This is a genomic window from Burkholderia sp. Tr-20390, from assembly GCF_017104595.1.
In the GTDB taxonomy this organism is placed as follows: domain Bacteria; phylum Pseudomonadota; class Gammaproteobacteria; order Burkholderiales; family Burkholderiaceae; genus Burkholderia.
In genome coordinates this window covers 1-14,219 of sequence record NZ_JAAGPC010000110.1, presented here as the reverse complement: position 1 = coordinate 14,219, position 14,219 = coordinate 1, and the positions used below count along the sequence as shown (strand labels likewise).

Genomic DNA, 14,219 nt, shown 5'->3' with positions numbered 1-14,219 from the left:
TCAGAAAGTGGCAGCATGGAACGATGACGCGTGCCGAACGATTGCTCTCGCTGCTGCAGGTGCTGCGGCGCCACCGCCGCCCGGTGAGCGGCCGCGTGCTGGCCGGGGAGCTCGGCATCAGCCTCCGTACGGTCTATCGCGATATCGCGTCGCTGCAGGCACAGGGCGCGGACATCGAAGGCGAGCCCGGTGTCGGCTATGTGCTGCGTGCGGGATTCATGCTGCCGCCGCTGATGTTTTCGCAGACGGAACTGGAAGCGCTGATGCTCGGCTTTCGCTGGGTCGGGAAGTTTGCCGATGCGCAGCTCACGGCGGCTGCCGACGATGCCCTCGCGAAGATTTCCGCGGTGCTGCCGGCCGAGCTGCGCCGCGAGATGGAATGCACGACACTGCTCGTCGGCCCGCGCACGATCGTGGATCGGGAAACCATCGACATGGGTGTCGTGCGCGCGGCGATCCGCACCGAAAGCAAGCTCGGGATCCGCTATGCGGGCGAGCGCCGAAAAACGGTCGACGAACGGATCGTGTGGCCGTTCGCGCTCGGCTATTTCAATGACGTGCGGATCCTGGCGGCGTGGTGCGAAGACCGGAACGATTTCCGGCATTTCCGGGCGGATCGCATCGTCGCGCTCGAACCGCTGGAGGTGCGCTATCCACGGCGGCGCGCGGCGTTGCTGAAGGCGTGGCGCGCGGCGGGTGCCGACGTGCGCGTGACGGTGAGGTAGGGGGGGCGGCCGGGGCGCGCAGGCCGCGCACCCCGTTCCGTCATGCAGGCGTTACTCGAACGTTTCGAGCGCGAGCAATTCGCCGATCGTCTGCCGGCGGCGAATCAGCCGCGGCGTGCCGCGATCGACGAGCACTTCCGGCGCGAGCGGCCGGCTGTTGTAGTTCGATGACATCGACGCGCCATACGCGCCTGCATCATGCAGGAACAGCAGGTCGCCGATCTGCGGCTGCGCCAGCTTGCGGTGCGTGACCACGCCGCCCGCGTCCTGCGTGAACACGTCGCCCGATTCGCACAGCGGCCCCGCGATCGCGAGATCGACGAGCGGCCGTCCGGCCGGCAGCGCGCCATCCTGCGTGTGCACCGACACCGCGTGGTAGCTGCCGTACATCGACGGGCGCATCAGGTCGTTGAAGCCCGCGTCGATCAGCACGAAGTCGTGCTTCGGCCGGCGGTTGACGGCCTGCACTTCGGTGACGAGCGTGCCGGCTTCGGCGACGAGGAAGCGGCCCGGCTCGATCTCGATGCGCACCGGGTGGCCGAGATGACGCTCGATCCGCTTGCGCGCGGCGTCCCACTGGCTGAAGTAGTGATCGACGTCGACGCGCGGCTCGCCGTCGCGATACGGGATCGACAGGCCGCCGCCGGCCGAGATCGCGTCGATGTCATGGCCGAGCGACGTGACGAGATCGACCATCGCATCGCACACCTGCGACAGGTGGCCGTAGTCGACACCCGAACCGATATGCATGTGGATGCCGACGAGCTTCAGCCCGTACTGGCGCACGATCTCGATCGCGCGCGGCACGTCGTCGATCCAGATGCCGTGCTTGCTCTGCGGGCCGCCGGTGTTGGTCTTGTTGCTGTGGCCGTGGCCGAAACCGGGGTTGACGCGCAGCCACACGCGGTGGCCGGGCGCGTGCTCGCCGATGCGCGCGAGCATGTCGAGCGAACCGGCGTTCACGGTCACGCCGTGCTTCAGCACGGCCGCGAGCGTCGGGCGGTCGATCAGGTCGGCCGTGAACACGACGCCTTCCGGCTCGCCGGCGGGACTGAACCCGGCCGCGAGGCTGCGCTCGATCTCGCCGAGCGATACGGCGTCGACGCACGCGCCTTCCTCGCGCATCAGCTTCAGGATATGGACGTTCGAGTTCGCCTTCTGCGCGTAGCGGATCACGTCGAACTGGCGCAGTTGGGCGATGCGGTCGCGGATGACGTCGGCGTCGTACACCCACAGCGGGGTGCCGTATTGCTGCGCGAGCGTCGCGAGCTGGCGGGAATCGAGGGACATGGCAGATGAATCGGGTCGAATGAACGGATAACGGGAATGATGCACCTGATCATCTATACAGTAAAATGCCTGTTTATCGACATTCGATTCATATTTGATATAGACGATCATGCTCACGCACCGCCATATCGAGGTCTTTCGCGCGCTGATGGTCACCGGCAGCACGACGCGCGCGGCCGAGATGCTCTATACGTCGCAACCGACGATCAGCCGCGAGCTTGCGCGCATGGAGCAGGTCGTCGGCTTCGCGCTGTTCGAGCGCGCGCACGGCCGGCTGCGGCCGACGATGGCCGCGCTCACGCTGTTCGACGACGTGCGGCTCGCGTATGTGGGGCTTGAACGTGTCGCCGCAACCGCCGCGCGCCTGCGCGAGTTTCGTGACGGGCAACTGTCGGTGATCGCGCTGCCGGCGTTCTCGCACGCGATCCTGCCCGGTGCGTGCCGGCGTTTTAGCGAGCAGCATGCTGGCGTCAGCGTGTCGGTGGCGACGCAGGAATCGCCGGTGCTCGAAGAGTGGCTGACCGCGCAGCGTTACGACCTCGGGCTGACGGAGCGCGACGTCGCGCCGGCCGGCACCGTGCTCACGCCGCTGCTCGAAGTCGACGAAGTGTGCGTGCTGCCCGACGGCCATCCGCTGCTCGCGCAGGACGCGATCGATCTGCCGGATCTCGCGGATCGCCCGTTCGTGAGCCTGTCGCTGAACGATCCGTACCGCATCCTGATCGACGAGGCGTTCGCGCAACTCGGCGTGGCGCCGCGCTCGGTCGTCGAAACACCGTCGGCCGTGTCGGTGTGCGCGTTCGTGCGGCAGGGGCTCGGTGCCGCGATCGTCAATCCGCTGACCGCGCTCGATTTCGTCGGGCGCGACCTGCACGTGCGGCCGCTCACGCGATCGTTTCCGTACCGGGTCAGCGTGATCGTGCCCGAGCACCGGCCGAAGAGCCTGCTCGTCGATGCGTTTGCCGACGCGTTGCGCGGCGAGGCGAAGGCGATTCGCCGCCGGTTGGCCGCGCTCCTCGGCTGACGCGGCCGTATGATCGGTGTTTCGCCGCTATCGCCGCCACTTTCCGGAATCCTTCATGACCGACGCTTCTGCTTCCCTCGAACCACCGATCCTCACCGGCGAACACGTCGAACTGAGGCCGCTCGATTCATCCGACCGGCAGGCGCTGCTGGACGCGGCTGCCGACGGCCAGCTGTGGAACCTGAAGGTCACGGTCGTGCCGGGCCCCGAGACGATCGACGCGTATATCGACACCGCATTGCAGGGGCGTTCGGCCGGCACCGTGATGCCGTTTGCGATCGTCGATCGCGCATCGGGCCGCGTGATCGGCAGCACGCGTTTCTGGAAGATCGATCGCAAGAACCGCAAGCTCGAGATCGGCCATACGTGGCTGAGCGAATCGGCGCAGCGCACGCGCGCAAATACCGAAGCGAAATGGCTGCTGCTGGGCTATGCGTTCGACGTGCTGCACTGCGTGCGCGTGCAGTTCACGACCGACGAGCTGAACGAGAAATCGCGCGCGGCGATCCTGCGGCTCGGTGCGAAGCAGGAAGGGATCGTGCGGCACGAGCGGATCATGCCGGATGGCCGCAAGCGCAATTCGGTGCGCTTCAGCATCATCGACGACGAATGGCCGGAGGTGCGTGCGCGGCTGCTGGCGAAGCTCGCGACGTAACGTGTCACGCGTGAAGCGTGAAGCGTGAAGCGTGAAGCGCGAAGTGTGACGCTTGACGTGCGTCGCGCCGCCGGAAGGGGAGCGGCGGCGCGACGACAGGGGGAAGCAGTGCGCCGCGTGTGATGCGCGGCGCTGCGGCGCATTACTGCGCCGATGCGAGGTGGTGGCGTTCCGCGAGCTTCTGCGCGTCGGCGTAGTGCTTCTGCAGGATCGGCAGCGACTGGCGTGCGACTTCCTTCAGCTTCGTGTCGCGGCCCGACGCGATTTCGGCCTGGAATGCCGAGATGGCCTTCTGCTGGCCGGCGAGCGCGACCTGCTCGATATACGCCTTGTCGAACTCGGCGCCGCGCAGGTTCTTGATGCTGCTCAGCACGGCCGTGTCGGGATCGTTGGCCGGCACGTCGACGCCGCGCGGGCTGGCCGCGCGCATCGCCTGGATGATCTTTTCATCGTCGGTCGACACGCGTTGCGCGAACGCCTTGACCTGGCTGTCCGACGTGCGCGAATCGGCGATACGTGCCGCATCGTGCTGCGTCGACACGGTCTTCGTGCCGTCGGTGATGAAGGCCTGGTCGGCTTCGTGGATACGCGTCGCCGCGGCGGCCGGTGCGTTCGGCGAGGCCGGTGCCGGTTGTGCGGTTTGCGCGGTCGCCGTCACGGCGACGAGAAGCAGGCCAGCGGCAGACAAAGCAAGGCGCGAGAGTTGGGGAAAGCGGTTCATGGGACCTCCTTTCAATCGGGGCTCTGGTTGAAAAACGGATCACGTGATCCGTCGCTGTGCGAGAGACCGGGCGCGCCCGGGCCGGATTCGACCGCCGCTCTGCCGCGGCGCCGGTCGAAGTGTTTCCCGGCCCGACTGATTCTAGGAGAGCGATCCGGTAGCAGGTGCAACCGCGCTGTGGTTTGTGTAACGGATGGTAAGACGAATCGGTGAGCGAGCTTGGCGACAGGTATTGCATACCTGTCGTGTGTGCGACGGCGGCAATTTTTGCGCGCCTGTGGCGTGCGAGATGCACGTTGATGTCATCTGCGTTTCATCGTCGTGCGGCTGTGTCGTGCGATGACGTGTGCATCGCGCGATGAGGCGAACCGGATGCGCGCAGCGCGCGCATGCGTCACACGCGATCGAGCAATGCGTCGAGACGCGGCAGCAACGGTGTCACGCAATGCGCCTGCAACGCGTCCGGCGCGGTGTAGCCCCACGCGACGCCCTGGAATGCAATGCGCGCGCGACGTGCCGCGTCGGCGTCGCGGATTTCATCGCCGACGTACAGCACTTCGTCGCTGCGCACGCCGGCCTCATGAACGAGTGCGCGCAGGCGACGCGCCTTGCCGAACAGCGGAATGCCGCACGCGAAATGCTCGACACGGCTGCTGGCGTGCGGGCCGAGCCGGTCACGCACGATCGCCTCGGTATTGGACGTGGCGATCGCGATGCGGATGCCGCGCGCGGCGAGCGCGTCGAACGTTTCGTCGACGCCGGGGAACAGCGCCACTTGCGCGACGCGCGGCTGCATCAGGCGGCGCATGTCGATCGTCACGCGCGGCACTTTCCACATCGGCACGTCGAGCGCGCGAATGATGTCGCGCGCCGACATGCCGCGCAGCGCCGGGCGCAACTCGGGCGTGGCGTCGCGAAAGCCGTGCATGCGCGACGCTTCCGACAGCGCCGCGAGAAAGCTGTCGAGCGAATCGGCGAGCGTGCCGTCGAAGTCGAATGCGATGAGGCGATAGGGCATGGAGCGGCGTGGCGAACTTGTTGGGCAGGCGACATTGTCACCGAATCTGCTGAAAGCCGATCTCGTAGTCGCCGCTCGCGACGATCGAGGCGACCGGACGGCTCGTGCGGACGAGCGACATGCGAGAGAAAGCCCGGTATGCTGTCCGGCACCCGCAATGGCGGTTTCCCGATGCACATTCGTTTCCGGATCGATCACATGACAATCACTCGTGCACGTCTTGCAATGTGGATGCTGGGTGCAGCCTTTACGTTGGCAGCCGCGACGCAGGTATCTGCCGCACCGGAAAAGCGCTGCGGATGGCTTGAGAATCCGTCGCCGGCCAACTGGTGGCTGAACGACAAGGACGGCACCTGGACACTGTTGACGATGGGCAACGAGCCGGTACCGGGCCTCGACAAGATGCCCGACATGTCGACGAAGGGCTGGGTCGTCACCAACGCCGGCGGGCATGGCTACGGTTGCGCATGCCTCGACCTCGAAATCGACCCGCGCACGCGCGAGGTGACGCGGATAGTCGCGGCGCGGCCGCTGCCGTTGAAGCGTTGCAAGGCAGATCGCGCGTTGCGGGCGCCATGAGCCGCGGGACGATGCTATTCGTAGTGGTAGCGGCAGGACACGATGCTGATCTGCAAGTCGTCGGCCTCGTAGACCAGACGGTTCGTGTCGTCGATACGGCGCGACCAGAAGCCGGAGAGATTGGCCTTTAACGGTTCGGGTTTGCCGATGCCTTCGAACGGCGTTCGCTGGGCTTCGCGAATGAGCTGGTTGATGCGCTTGAGCGTCTTGCGATCCTGCCCCTGCCAGTAGACATAGTCGTCCCACGCGTCGGAAGTAAAGAGCACGCGGCGTACACTCATTCGTCATCCGCCGCGAGCTTGTGTTCCTTTGCCTTGCCCTTGCGTAGTTGTGCGATCGAACGCTCGAGATGGGCGACGTTGGCCGGCGAGCGCAGCAAGTGCACCGTCTCCATCAGGCTGTCGTAGTAGTCCTGCGACATGATGACGGCGTTCGGTGCATCGCGGCGCGTGATGAGCGTCACGTCCGCATCGTCGACGACCTGGTCGATAACAGTCTTCAGATTGCCACGGGCATCCGAAAAATGAATCGTGCGCATGATTGCCTCACTTGTACGTATAACGGTACAAGTTTAGCACAGTCGATAAGTGTGTACGGTTTGCTGTACAAGTCGACGGCCCCAGCCTCGTTACACACCAGAATCGCCCCGGAATGAACATGCGTGCCGTCTGGCCGTGGCGACAAGTGTCGCCGCTTGTAGCCCGCCGCGCCGCGCGGTATCGTCAGCGTCTCGCCTTCCGCCACCCCAACCGGAGACCGACGTGCCCGCTGCCACCCCCGCCACGCTGAGATTTTCCACCGACAAGCGCGAACTCGACGTCGACGCGATCTTCGACTTCCTGCATCGCGACGCGTACTGGTCGCAAGGCATTCCGCGCGACGTGGTCGAGCGGGCGATCGAGGGCTCGCTGTGCTTCGGCGCCTACGTGGGTGACCGGCTCGTCGGGTTCGCGCGGCTCGTGACCGATCACGCGACGTTCGCTTACCTGTGCGACGTGTTCGTGCTGCCGGCCGAGCGCGGCAACGGCTACGGCCGCGCGCTGATCGACCACGTGTTTGCACAGGAGATGGTGCAGGGCCTGCGCCGCATCATGCTCGTGACGTCCGATGCGCACGAGTTGTATCGGCCGGTCGGCTTCGAGCCGTGCGCGAATCCCGAACGGATGATGGAGATCCGCCGCCCGGACATCTACGCGAAACGCTGACGCGCGGCGCAGCGCATACAATACGCGCTTTCCGTTTTTGCCGAAGAGAAGCCCATCATGACCGAACAGGAAGCCGAACAGCTCGCGACGCATCGCCATTACAAGGGCGGGCTGTACCGCTACATCGGCGTTGCCCGCCATTCCGAAACCGAGGAATCGGTGGTCGTGTACGAACATCTGTGGCCGCATGCGCGCGGGCTGTGGGTCCGGCCGGAAGCGATGTTCAACGGGAACCTCGAAGACGGCACGCCGCGTTTCCGCAAGTTGCGCGACTGATTGACGGCCGGCGCATAGACATCCGCGCCGCCGCCGTGCCAGCCGGCTGCGTGGACGGCTACGCGCCGGCCAGCGCCTTCACCAGCTCCGGCGGGGCCTGCTGCCCGACCGTGACTTCCGGCGTGCCGTGCCACGCCGCGAGCTTCTTCACCGCCTTCGCGACATCGGCTGCGAGCCCCGTGCCGAACCGCACGCCAGGCTCGACATGCACGGCCTTCAGTTCGAACGTGCCGAGCGTGCGATGCGCCTTCGCGTCGATGCGCCCGACCAGCCGCCCGCGATGCAGCACCGGCAGGCAGAAATAGCCGTAACGCCGCTTGTGCCCGGGCGTATAGCATTCGATCGTGTAGTCGAATCCGAACAGCGTCGACGCTCGCCGCCGGTCCCATACCACCGGATCGAATGGCGACAGCAGCGTCGTGACCGTCGAGCGCAGCGTGTCGGCCTCCGCGGCCGGCAGCAACGCTTCGAGCGAGCGATGCACGTAGGCCGGCTCCTTCCAGTCTTCGATCGCCACCGGGATCAGGTCGCCCGCGCCCGCGAGCTGCTCGAGCTCTGCGCGGTAGGAGCGGCGCGGCAGCCGATAGTAGTCGGCCACCCAGTCCGCGCGCACGACGCCGAGCGCCCGGCACGTGTAGTCGAGCAGCGCGGGCAGCACGGCGTGGCGCGGCGGCAGGTCGCGCGTGTCGTCCCAGTCGGGCAGCACGCGCTCGCGCACGTCGTACACGCGCTGGAAATTGCGGCGTTCCGACACCATCAGGTCGCCCGTCGTGAACAGCACTTCCAGGTGCCGCTTCTCGGGCTTGCGATCCCACCAGCCGTTGCCTTTCACACCATCCTCGCGGGCGAAATCGGCCGACCGTACCGGGCCCTCGGCCCGAATCCGCGCGAGCAGCCGCTCGATGTCGGGACGATTCTGCTCATGCCATTCGGCTGCGTATTTCCAGCCCATTCCCGACGGATCGAGCATCTTGTAGCGCATCAGGCCGAACTGCTCGACCGGCAGGAAGCACGCTTCGTGCGACCAGTATTCGAACAGGCGCGCCTCGGCGAGATGTTCGTCGAGCCACTGCGGCGAGAAATCGCCGAGGCGGCTGAACAGCACGAGATAGGGGCTGCGCGCGACGACGTGAATGGTGTCGATCTGCAACTGCGCCATCCGGCGGATCGTGTCGAGCACGTCGGATTTGGTTGCCTTGCGGCGGGGCGGCGTCAGCAGGCCTTGCGCGGCGAGATGCAGCGCGCGGGCGGCGGCGGTCGAGAGCGTAAGCATCGGAAGGGCGGCCGGGAGTGATGGTCGGGAACCACTTTAGCGCGAAAGCGGCGCGCGCGTGCGACGTGCCGATGCACCGCGTCTGACAATGCTTGACAGATGCGTTGCGCAAGTTTCCCTATAGTGCAGTTCATGGCGCAACGATAAACACGCGCAACGATTTTGCTTCCGACGCACATATGTCCATGGCACGCAGGAAGTGAATCCGGGATTCTCAACCCCCATCGGGAGACCCGGAGCCCTGAGCGGACATCCATGCGGCTGTGCACCGGCCCCGTGTGGATGTCCGCTGATTTTTTTGTATTTTCCGGTTTTGCCTCGCGGGCGGTTTTTCCTTTTGCCCGTTTGGCCCCTCTCGTGATTTCCCGCCCGTCTGCCTGATCGCTATTGCCGCTTGCCGCGCGCGACTTCGTCGCCGGCGCCGGGCGGCAGCCGCCGCGTGATCGGAATCGACGCGAACGAGCACAGCCCGACCACGAGAAACGCGGGCCAGAAATCCGACCACATCATCTTCTGATGGCCCTGCAGCCAGTGCGAAATGTGCAGCACGAGGCCGGCGACCGTCACGCCCAGGCCGAGCGACATCTGCTGCACGACGCTGCCGAGGCTCGTCGCGCGGCCCGCGTCGCGCGGCGAGATGTCCGCGTAGATCATCGAGTTCAGGCTCGTGAACTGCAGCGCGGGGAAGATGCCGCCGACGAGCACGATCAGCCAGATCGCCCAGGTCGGCATGCCGGGATGGAACACGCCGTACGCGGCGATCGCGAGCCCCGCGAAGGCCGCGTTGTAGATCAGCACCGTGCGGAAGCCGAAGCGGCGCAGCGTATGGGTGGCCGTCGAGCGGCTCATCGCGCCGCCGAACGCGGACGCGCACGTGATGAGCCCCGAGTGGAACGCGCTCATGCCGAGCCCTTCCTGCAGCGCGAGTGGCAGCAGGAACGGCACCGCGCCGAGGCCGATACGGAACAGCGACCCGCCGACGACGCTCGCGTGATACGTGGGGATCTTGAGGAAGCTGAGGTCGAGCACCGGGCGCTCCTTGCGGCGCGCGTACGGTACGTACAGCGCGAGCAGGGCGGTGCCGGCGACGCACATGACGAGCGCGTTCGAGCGTGACGTGAGCGAGCCGTCGATCAGCGTGAGGCCCATCAGCAGCAGCGCGGCGCCGCTGGCCGACAGCAGGAAGCCGAACCAGTCGAGCGGGCCCGGATCGGGCTCGCGCGTGTTCGCGATGTGCTTGCTGGCGAGGTAGATTCCGTAGATGCCGATCGGCACGTTGATGAAGAAGATCATCCGCCAGTGCAGGTAGGTCGTGATGAAGCCGCCGACGAGCGGCCCGACGGTGGGCCCGAACAGCGCGGGAATCGCCAGGTAGTTCATCGCGCGCACGAGATCCGAGCGCGGTACGGCGCGGAAGATGATGATGCGGCCGACGGGCACCATCATCGCGCCGCCCACGCCCTGGATGAAGCGCGCGAACGTGAGCACGCCGAGGGAATTGGAGGCCGCGCACATCAGCGAGCCGACGACGAAGATGCCGATCGCGGTGCGGAATACGGAACGTGCGCTGAAGCGGTCGGCCAGCCAGCCGCAGATCGGAATGAACACGCCGAGCCCGACCACGTAGGCCGTGATCGCAATGTTCAACGTGACGGGGCTGTGCCCGAAGTCCCTCGCCATCGCGGGGAGGGCGGTGACGATGATGTTCGCGTCGACGCTTTCCATGAACAACGCACAGGCAACGATGAGCGGTGCTAGAAAGACGGGCGACATGGGCTGGGCGCGCGGTAAAGACGCCATTATGCCCACAATGTGACCGTTGAGTCACGTACGACAACAGTTGTTCCGCATGTTGCAACAGTCGTCCTGGTTGGCGGCGGCGTGGAAAGAACGACCGCAGGACGCTGCTGCGCGCGCTCGGGCTGCGCGATGCGCCGCGCCCGCCTTCGTCGCGCACGATTCGCTCGCGATCGTGAAAGGGCGCGTCGATGCAGCGGGCGCGCGCGGCGAGACCGGTGCGGATGCGTTCGACGCGCGTGCGTGGCGGGCCATGTCCGGTTATCTGTATCTGCGCGAGTTGCACGAATCGAAACTTGCTTGATGTGCACGTTTCGTGCGAAAGTCGGACCCACTCGCACCACAAAACGACGCGCATCGATCGAGGGCCATCGAGACGAGCGCGCGCGCGAACGAGACCTCGTGCCGACCCACTCACCATCGAAAGGAGGGGACACGTCATGACGTCACGTCGTGCCGCATCGATCGCATCGCGCTTTTCAAGCCGCTTCTCAGCCCGACTCTCGCCGCCTCTCGCGCCACCCGCGCCGCGTCTTCGCTGGGCTGCCGCGCTGGCCGTCGCGTATCTCGCCGTCGCCGGCTGCGCCGCGCAGGCCGACAACGCGAACCAGGCCGCCGCGCAGGCAGCTGCCCAGTCGGCACCGCCGGCCACGGCCTCGATTGCGACCCCCGCGTCGGGCACGCTGCTGCCGCCGCCGAGCCAGCTCTACGGCGACCTGTTCGTCGCGGTGCAGACCGCGCAGCTCTATCCCGACCAGAAGACCTTCGTCGACGCGACGCCCGATGGCGATCCGGCGACGATCGTGCAGTTGTATCAGCAACAGAAATCGCAGCCGGGCTTCTCGCTGAAGGCGTTCGTCGCCCAGCATTTCACGCCGCCGCCGGAAGGCGGCGTGACGCCGCCGCCGAACCAGACGCTGCGCCAGCACATCGACTGGCTGTGGCCGCAGCTCACGCGCACGAGCACGACGGTGCCGCCGTACAGCTCGCTGATCCCGCTGCCGAAGCCGTATGTCGTGCCCGGCGGCCGCTTCCGCGAAGGCTACTACTGGGACACCTATTTCACGATGCTCGGGCTGCAGGTGTCGGGCCGCGAGGATCTCGTCGACAACATGCTCGACAACTTCGCCCATCTGATCGACACGATCGGGCACATCCCGAACGGCAATCGCACGTACTACGCGAGCCGCTCGCAGCCGCCGTTCTTCGCGTACATGGTCACGCTCGCCGCGCAGGCCGAAGGCGACAAGGTCTATCAGAAATACCTGCCGGCACTGCGCAAGGAACATGCGTACTGGATGCAGGGCGAAGCCACGACGCCACGCGGGCAGGCCACGCGCCATGTGGTCGCGATGCCCGACGGCGCGGTGCTGAACCGCTACTGGGACGCGAGCGATACGCCGCGCGACGAGTCGTATCTCGAGGACGTGACGACCGCGAAGTCGGTGCCGGCGCGTCCGGCGAACGAGGTCTATCGCGACCTGCGCGCGGGCGCCGAAAGCGGCTGGGACTACAGCTCGCGCTGGTTCGGCGACGGCAAGACGCTCGCGACGATCCGCACGACGTCGATCGTGCCGGTCGACCTGAACAGCCTGATGTTCCATCTCGAGACGACGATCGTGAAGGGCTGCGCGGTCACGCGCGACGTGGCGTGCGTGACTGATTTTTCCGCGCGCGCGGCGCGGCGCGCGGCCGCGATCAACCGCTATCTGTGGAACCGCAAAGGCTACTACGGTGACTACGACTGGCAGCAGCGCCAGCCGCGCGACGCGGTGACGGCCGCTGCGCTGTATCCGTTGTTCGCGGGCGTGGCGTGGCCCGAGCGCGCGAAGGCGACCGCCCGCGAGGTGCGCAAGACGCTGCTGCAGCCGGGCGGCCTCGCGACGACCACCGTGAACACCGGGCAGCAGTGGGATGCGCCGAACGGCTGGGCGCCGTTGCAGTGGATCGCGATCGACGGGTTGCGACGCTATGGCGAACCGGCGCTTGCGAAGGACATCGGCACGCGCTTTCTGTCCGACGTGAAGCATGTGTATGCGACCGAAGGCAAGCTCGTCGAGAAGTACGTGGTCGAAGGCGCCGGCACGGGCGGCGGCGGGGGCGGTGAATATCCGCTGCAGGACGGTTTCGGCTGGACCAACGGCGTCACGCTGAAACTGCTCGGGCTGTACGGCGAATGACGCGCGGCGCGCGCCGCGCGCTGGCACCGTAAGAAAACGCACGGGCCGGACTGTCGCGCAAGCGGCCGTCCGGCCCGTGTTTGCTTCAGGCCTGCTTTAGAACGTGATCGTCGTGCGTACGCCGACCACCGTTTCGTCGCCGATGCGCGCACCGGCCGCGTTCGGATTCGGGATGCCGCCGCCCGGACGGAAGAAGTGCTGCAGGTCGGCCTGCAGTTGCCACCACGGCGCGACCTGGTACTGGTACGTCGCTTCGACGACCGTCTCCGCGCGGCGCACCGGATAGCCGGGCGTCGTGTAGACGCCCGTGTCGCCGTCGAGGCCGCGCGCATGCGAGCCGATCTTCGCGTAGCCGACCGCGATGCCCGCGACGTCGTTGTCGCGTCCCTTGAACGGCGCCTTCAGCGTCACGCCTGCGTTGGCCGCGAAATCGACGATATTGCGATCGCCCGGTGCGCCCATCACGCGTGCGAACACGCCGACCGAGCGCGGGCTGTCGGCCGACGGCCGCCACACCATCTGGTCCGCGACCGCATAGAACCCGTAGTTGCCGCGATGGGTGGCGGCGATGCCGTTGCTCGCCGGATCCGCGAGCGACAGGCCATCGGTGCCGTAGCGCGGGTCGTTCGCATGCTGCGACTGATACCAGAAGCCGAGCTTGTACGTGCCCGGCAGGCCGGCCGGTTGCGGCGCCTTCGGATCGGCGGGCGGCGCGTTCAGCGCGTACTGCACTTCGCCGATCACGAATGCGCCGCTGCGCAGGTTGAAGTTGGTGCCGTGCGCGTTCAGCACCTGCGCATCGCCGTCGCTGCGGCCGGCCGGGTTGCCGTCGAATACGCCGACCATCGCGGTCCACGCATCGGACGGCTTCACGCGCAGCCGCACGCCGAGCGACGACAGCGGATACGCGGGGCCGCCGGCCGGCAGGTCGGTCGACGGCAGCACGGGCCAGCCGAACGTGGCGTTCATGAACGTCGCCGCGTTCTGGCTCACCATGAATTCCTGGTCGACGCTCTGCTGGCCGACCTTCACGTCGACCTTGCCGTCGAGCAGCGACTGCTGGTACCAGAGCTCCCACAGGCGCGTGGTCGAATTCGCCTCGATGCCGGTCGCGGTCTGCAGCGTCTGCAGATAGCGCTGCGTGAGGTTGGTGCCGTGAATCTGCAGCGCCGACACGTTGAACGTGCCGCCCGGCAGGCCGACCGCCTTGCCCGTGTCGACGTTGAAACCGAATTGCGTGAGCCCCTGGTACGCGCCGCCGCGATGCGTGCCGCCCGACGTGTTGTACAGGTACTCGCTGGTTTCCTGCAGGCTCAGCGTGATGCCGTGATCGCCGAGCACGTCGCGCAGGCCGCCCATGTTGCCGAGCAGGTTCGAGCGTTCCCAGAAGCCGGTGGGAGCGGGCGCGGCAGCATCGGCGGCCTGTTGTGCGGGCGCGGCGGCGTCGCTGGCGCCGGCCGCCGGTTCGGCCGCGGA

At 66.8% G+C, this 14,219-nt stretch carries 16 protein-coding genes; 8 read left to right on the top strand and 8 right to left on the bottom strand.

Translation table 11 applies throughout. The features are described 5' to 3' along the window. Positions 1 to 23 precede the first annotated feature (23 nt). Entirely contained in the window at positions 24 to 725 is a 702-nt protein-coding gene (locus tag G3N98_RS25440; RefSeq protein ID WP_206149523.1) for a YafY family protein, read from the top strand. A 51-nt stretch (positions 726 to 776) separates the two neighbouring features. On the opposite strand, the gene lysA is transcribed toward G3N98_RS25440, so the two are convergent. After that, entirely contained in the window at positions 777 to 2,015 is a 1,239-nt protein-coding gene (lysA, locus tag G3N98_RS25435) for a diaminopimelate decarboxylase (protein ID WP_089475273.1), read from the bottom strand. 109 nt (positions 2,016 to 2,124) lie between these two features. Between lysA and G3N98_RS25430 the strand changes: the two genes are divergently transcribed. Together G3N98_RS25430 and G3N98_RS25425 are read left to right on the top strand one after the other, a co-directional pair. Further along, positions 2,125 to 3,039: a LysR family transcriptional regulator gene (locus tag G3N98_RS25430; protein WP_089427034.1), complete on the top strand. Its 915-nt coding sequence runs from the start codon at positions 2,125 to 2,127 to the stop codon at positions 3,037 to 3,039. Positions 3,040 to 3,094: 55 nt separating this feature from the next. After that, positions 3,095 to 3,694, top strand: coding sequence for a GNAT family protein (locus G3N98_RS25425; RefSeq protein ID WP_089427035.1), 600 nt, complete (start codon positions 3,095 to 3,097; stop codon positions 3,692 to 3,694). Positions 3,695 to 3,836: 142 nt separating this feature from the next. Here G3N98_RS25425 and G3N98_RS25420 read toward each other — a convergent pair whose 3' ends face one another. Next, entirely contained in the window at positions 3,837 to 4,415 is a 579-nt protein-coding gene (locus tag G3N98_RS25420; protein WP_089475271.1) for a DUF4142 domain-containing protein, read from the bottom strand. A 394-nt stretch (positions 4,416 to 4,809) separates the two neighbouring features. Continuing rightward, positions 4,810 to 5,433 carry an HAD hydrolase-like protein gene (locus tag G3N98_RS25415; RefSeq protein ID WP_206149522.1) on the bottom strand — a complete coding sequence of 208 codons (624 nt, stop codon included), beginning with the start codon at positions 5,431 to 5,433 and terminating at the stop codon, positions 4,810 to 4,812. Between the two features lie 138 nt (positions 5,434 to 5,571). On the opposite strand from G3N98_RS25415, the gene G3N98_RS25410 reads away from it, so the two are divergent. After that, the gene (locus G3N98_RS25410; protein ID WP_089475269.1) at positions 5,572 to 6,012 is read left to right on the top strand and encodes a DUF4087 domain-containing protein; all 441 of its coding nucleotides are present in this window, start codon (positions 5,572 to 5,574) and stop codon (positions 6,010 to 6,012) included. A gap of 14 nt (positions 6,013 to 6,026) precedes the next feature. Here G3N98_RS25410 and G3N98_RS25405 read toward each other — a convergent pair whose 3' ends face one another. Both G3N98_RS25405 and G3N98_RS25400 read right to left on the bottom strand, forming a co-directional pair. After that, complete coding sequence (locus G3N98_RS25405) at positions 6,027 to 6,293, bottom strand: Txe/YoeB family addiction module toxin (protein WP_011354451.1); 267 nt, start codon at positions 6,291 to 6,293, stop codon at positions 6,027 to 6,029. Further along, the gene (locus tag G3N98_RS25400) at positions 6,290 to 6,550 is read right to left on the bottom strand and encodes a type II toxin-antitoxin system prevent-host-death family antitoxin (protein ID WP_060968669.1); all 261 of its coding nucleotides are present in this window, start codon (positions 6,548 to 6,550) and stop codon (positions 6,290 to 6,292) included. The genes G3N98_RS25405 and G3N98_RS25400 overlap by 4 nt, the downstream gene beginning before the upstream one ends. Positions 6,551 to 6,773: 223 nt before the next feature. On the opposite strand from G3N98_RS25400, the gene G3N98_RS39915 reads away from it, so the two are divergent. Together G3N98_RS39915 and G3N98_RS39910 are read left to right on the top strand one after the other, a co-directional pair. Beyond that, entirely contained in the window at positions 6,774 to 7,217 is a 444-nt protein-coding gene (locus tag G3N98_RS39915) for a GNAT family N-acetyltransferase (protein WP_069252146.1), read from the top strand. Between the two features lie 57 nt (positions 7,218 to 7,274). Continuing rightward, positions 7,275 to 7,493 carry a DUF1653 domain-containing protein gene (locus G3N98_RS39910; protein ID WP_006480837.1) on the top strand — a complete coding sequence of 73 codons (219 nt, stop codon included), beginning with the start codon at positions 7,275 to 7,277 and terminating at the stop codon, positions 7,491 to 7,493. 58 nt (positions 7,494 to 7,551) lie between these two features. On the opposite strand, the gene G3N98_RS25390 is transcribed toward G3N98_RS39910, so the two are convergent. Together G3N98_RS25390 and G3N98_RS25385 are read right to left on the bottom strand one after the other, a co-directional pair. Beyond that, entirely contained in the window at positions 7,552 to 8,766 is a 1,215-nt protein-coding gene (locus tag G3N98_RS25390) for a crosslink repair DNA glycosylase YcaQ family protein (RefSeq protein ID WP_206149521.1), read from the bottom strand. Between the two features lie 384 nt (positions 8,767 to 9,150). Then, positions 9,151 to 10,539 carry an MFS transporter gene (locus G3N98_RS25385; RefSeq protein WP_089475266.1) on the bottom strand — a complete coding sequence of 463 codons (1,389 nt, stop codon included), beginning with the start codon at positions 10,537 to 10,539 and terminating at the stop codon, positions 9,151 to 9,153. Between the two features lie 67 nt (positions 10,540 to 10,606). Between G3N98_RS25385 and G3N98_RS25380 the strand changes: the two genes are divergently transcribed. Both G3N98_RS25380 and treA read left to right on the top strand, forming a co-directional pair. Continuing rightward, positions 10,607 to 10,867, top strand: a complete 261-nt coding sequence (locus tag G3N98_RS25380) for a hypothetical protein (RefSeq protein ID WP_241026077.1) — start codon at positions 10,607 to 10,609, stop codon at positions 10,865 to 10,867. A 136-nt stretch (positions 10,868 to 11,003) separates the two neighbouring features. Beyond that, complete coding sequence (gene treA, locus G3N98_RS25375) at positions 11,004 to 12,743, top strand: alpha,alpha-trehalase TreA (protein ID WP_206149520.1); 1,740 nt, start codon at positions 11,004 to 11,006, stop codon at positions 12,741 to 12,743. Positions 12,744 to 12,839: 96 nt separating this feature from the next. On the opposite strand, the gene G3N98_RS25370 is transcribed toward treA, so the two are convergent. Beyond that, a partial coding sequence (locus G3N98_RS25370) for a carbohydrate porin (protein WP_206149519.1) occupies positions 12,840 to 14,219 on the bottom strand: 1,380 nt, incomplete at its 5' end.

Excerpts from the sequence above, each read along its gene's own strand:
- G3N98_RS25420 (WP_089475271.1), bottom strand. The coding sequence starts at position 4,415 with ATGAACCGCTTTCCCCAACTCTCGCGCCTTGCTTTGTCTGCCGCTGGC.
- G3N98_RS25415 (WP_206149522.1), bottom strand. The coding sequence starts at position 5,433 with ATGCCCTATCGCCTCATCGCATTCGACTTCGACGGCACGCTCGCCGAT.
- G3N98_RS25425 (WP_089427035.1), top strand. The coding sequence starts at position 3,095 with ATGACCGACGCTTCTGCTTCCCTCGAACCACCGATCCTCACCGGCGAA.
- G3N98_RS25400 (WP_060968669.1), bottom strand. The coding sequence starts at position 6,550 with ATGCGCACGATTCATTTTTCGGATGCCCGTGGCAATCTGAAGACTGTT.
- G3N98_RS39910 (WP_006480837.1), top strand. The coding sequence starts at position 7,275 with ATGACCGAACAGGAAGCCGAACAGCTCGCGACGCATCGCCATTACAAG.
- treA (WP_206149520.1), top strand. The coding sequence starts at position 11,004 with ATGACGTCACGTCGTGCCGCATCGATCGCATCGCGCTTTTCAAGCCGC.
- G3N98_RS25405 (WP_011354451.1), bottom strand. The coding sequence starts at position 6,293 with ATGAGTGTACGCCGCGTGCTCTTTACTTCCGACGCGTGGGACGACTAT.
- G3N98_RS25440 (WP_206149523.1), top strand. The coding sequence starts at position 24 with ATGACGCGTGCCGAACGATTGCTCTCGCTGCTGCAGGTGCTGCGGCGC.
- G3N98_RS25430 (WP_089427034.1), top strand. The coding sequence starts at position 2,125 with ATGCTCACGCACCGCCATATCGAGGTCTTTCGCGCGCTGATGGTCACC.
- G3N98_RS25390 (WP_206149521.1), bottom strand. The coding sequence starts at position 8,766 with ATGCTTACGCTCTCGACCGCCGCCGCCCGCGCGCTGCATCTCGCCGCG.
- G3N98_RS25385 (WP_089475266.1), bottom strand. The coding sequence starts at position 10,539 with ATGTCGCCCGTCTTTCTAGCACCGCTCATCGTTGCCTGTGCGTTGTTC.
- lysA (WP_089475273.1), bottom strand. The coding sequence starts at position 2,015 with ATGTCCCTCGATTCCCGCCAGCTCGCGACGCTCGCGCAGCAATACGGC.
- G3N98_RS25410 (WP_089475269.1), top strand. The coding sequence starts at position 5,572 with ATGCTGTCCGGCACCCGCAATGGCGGTTTCCCGATGCACATTCGTTTC.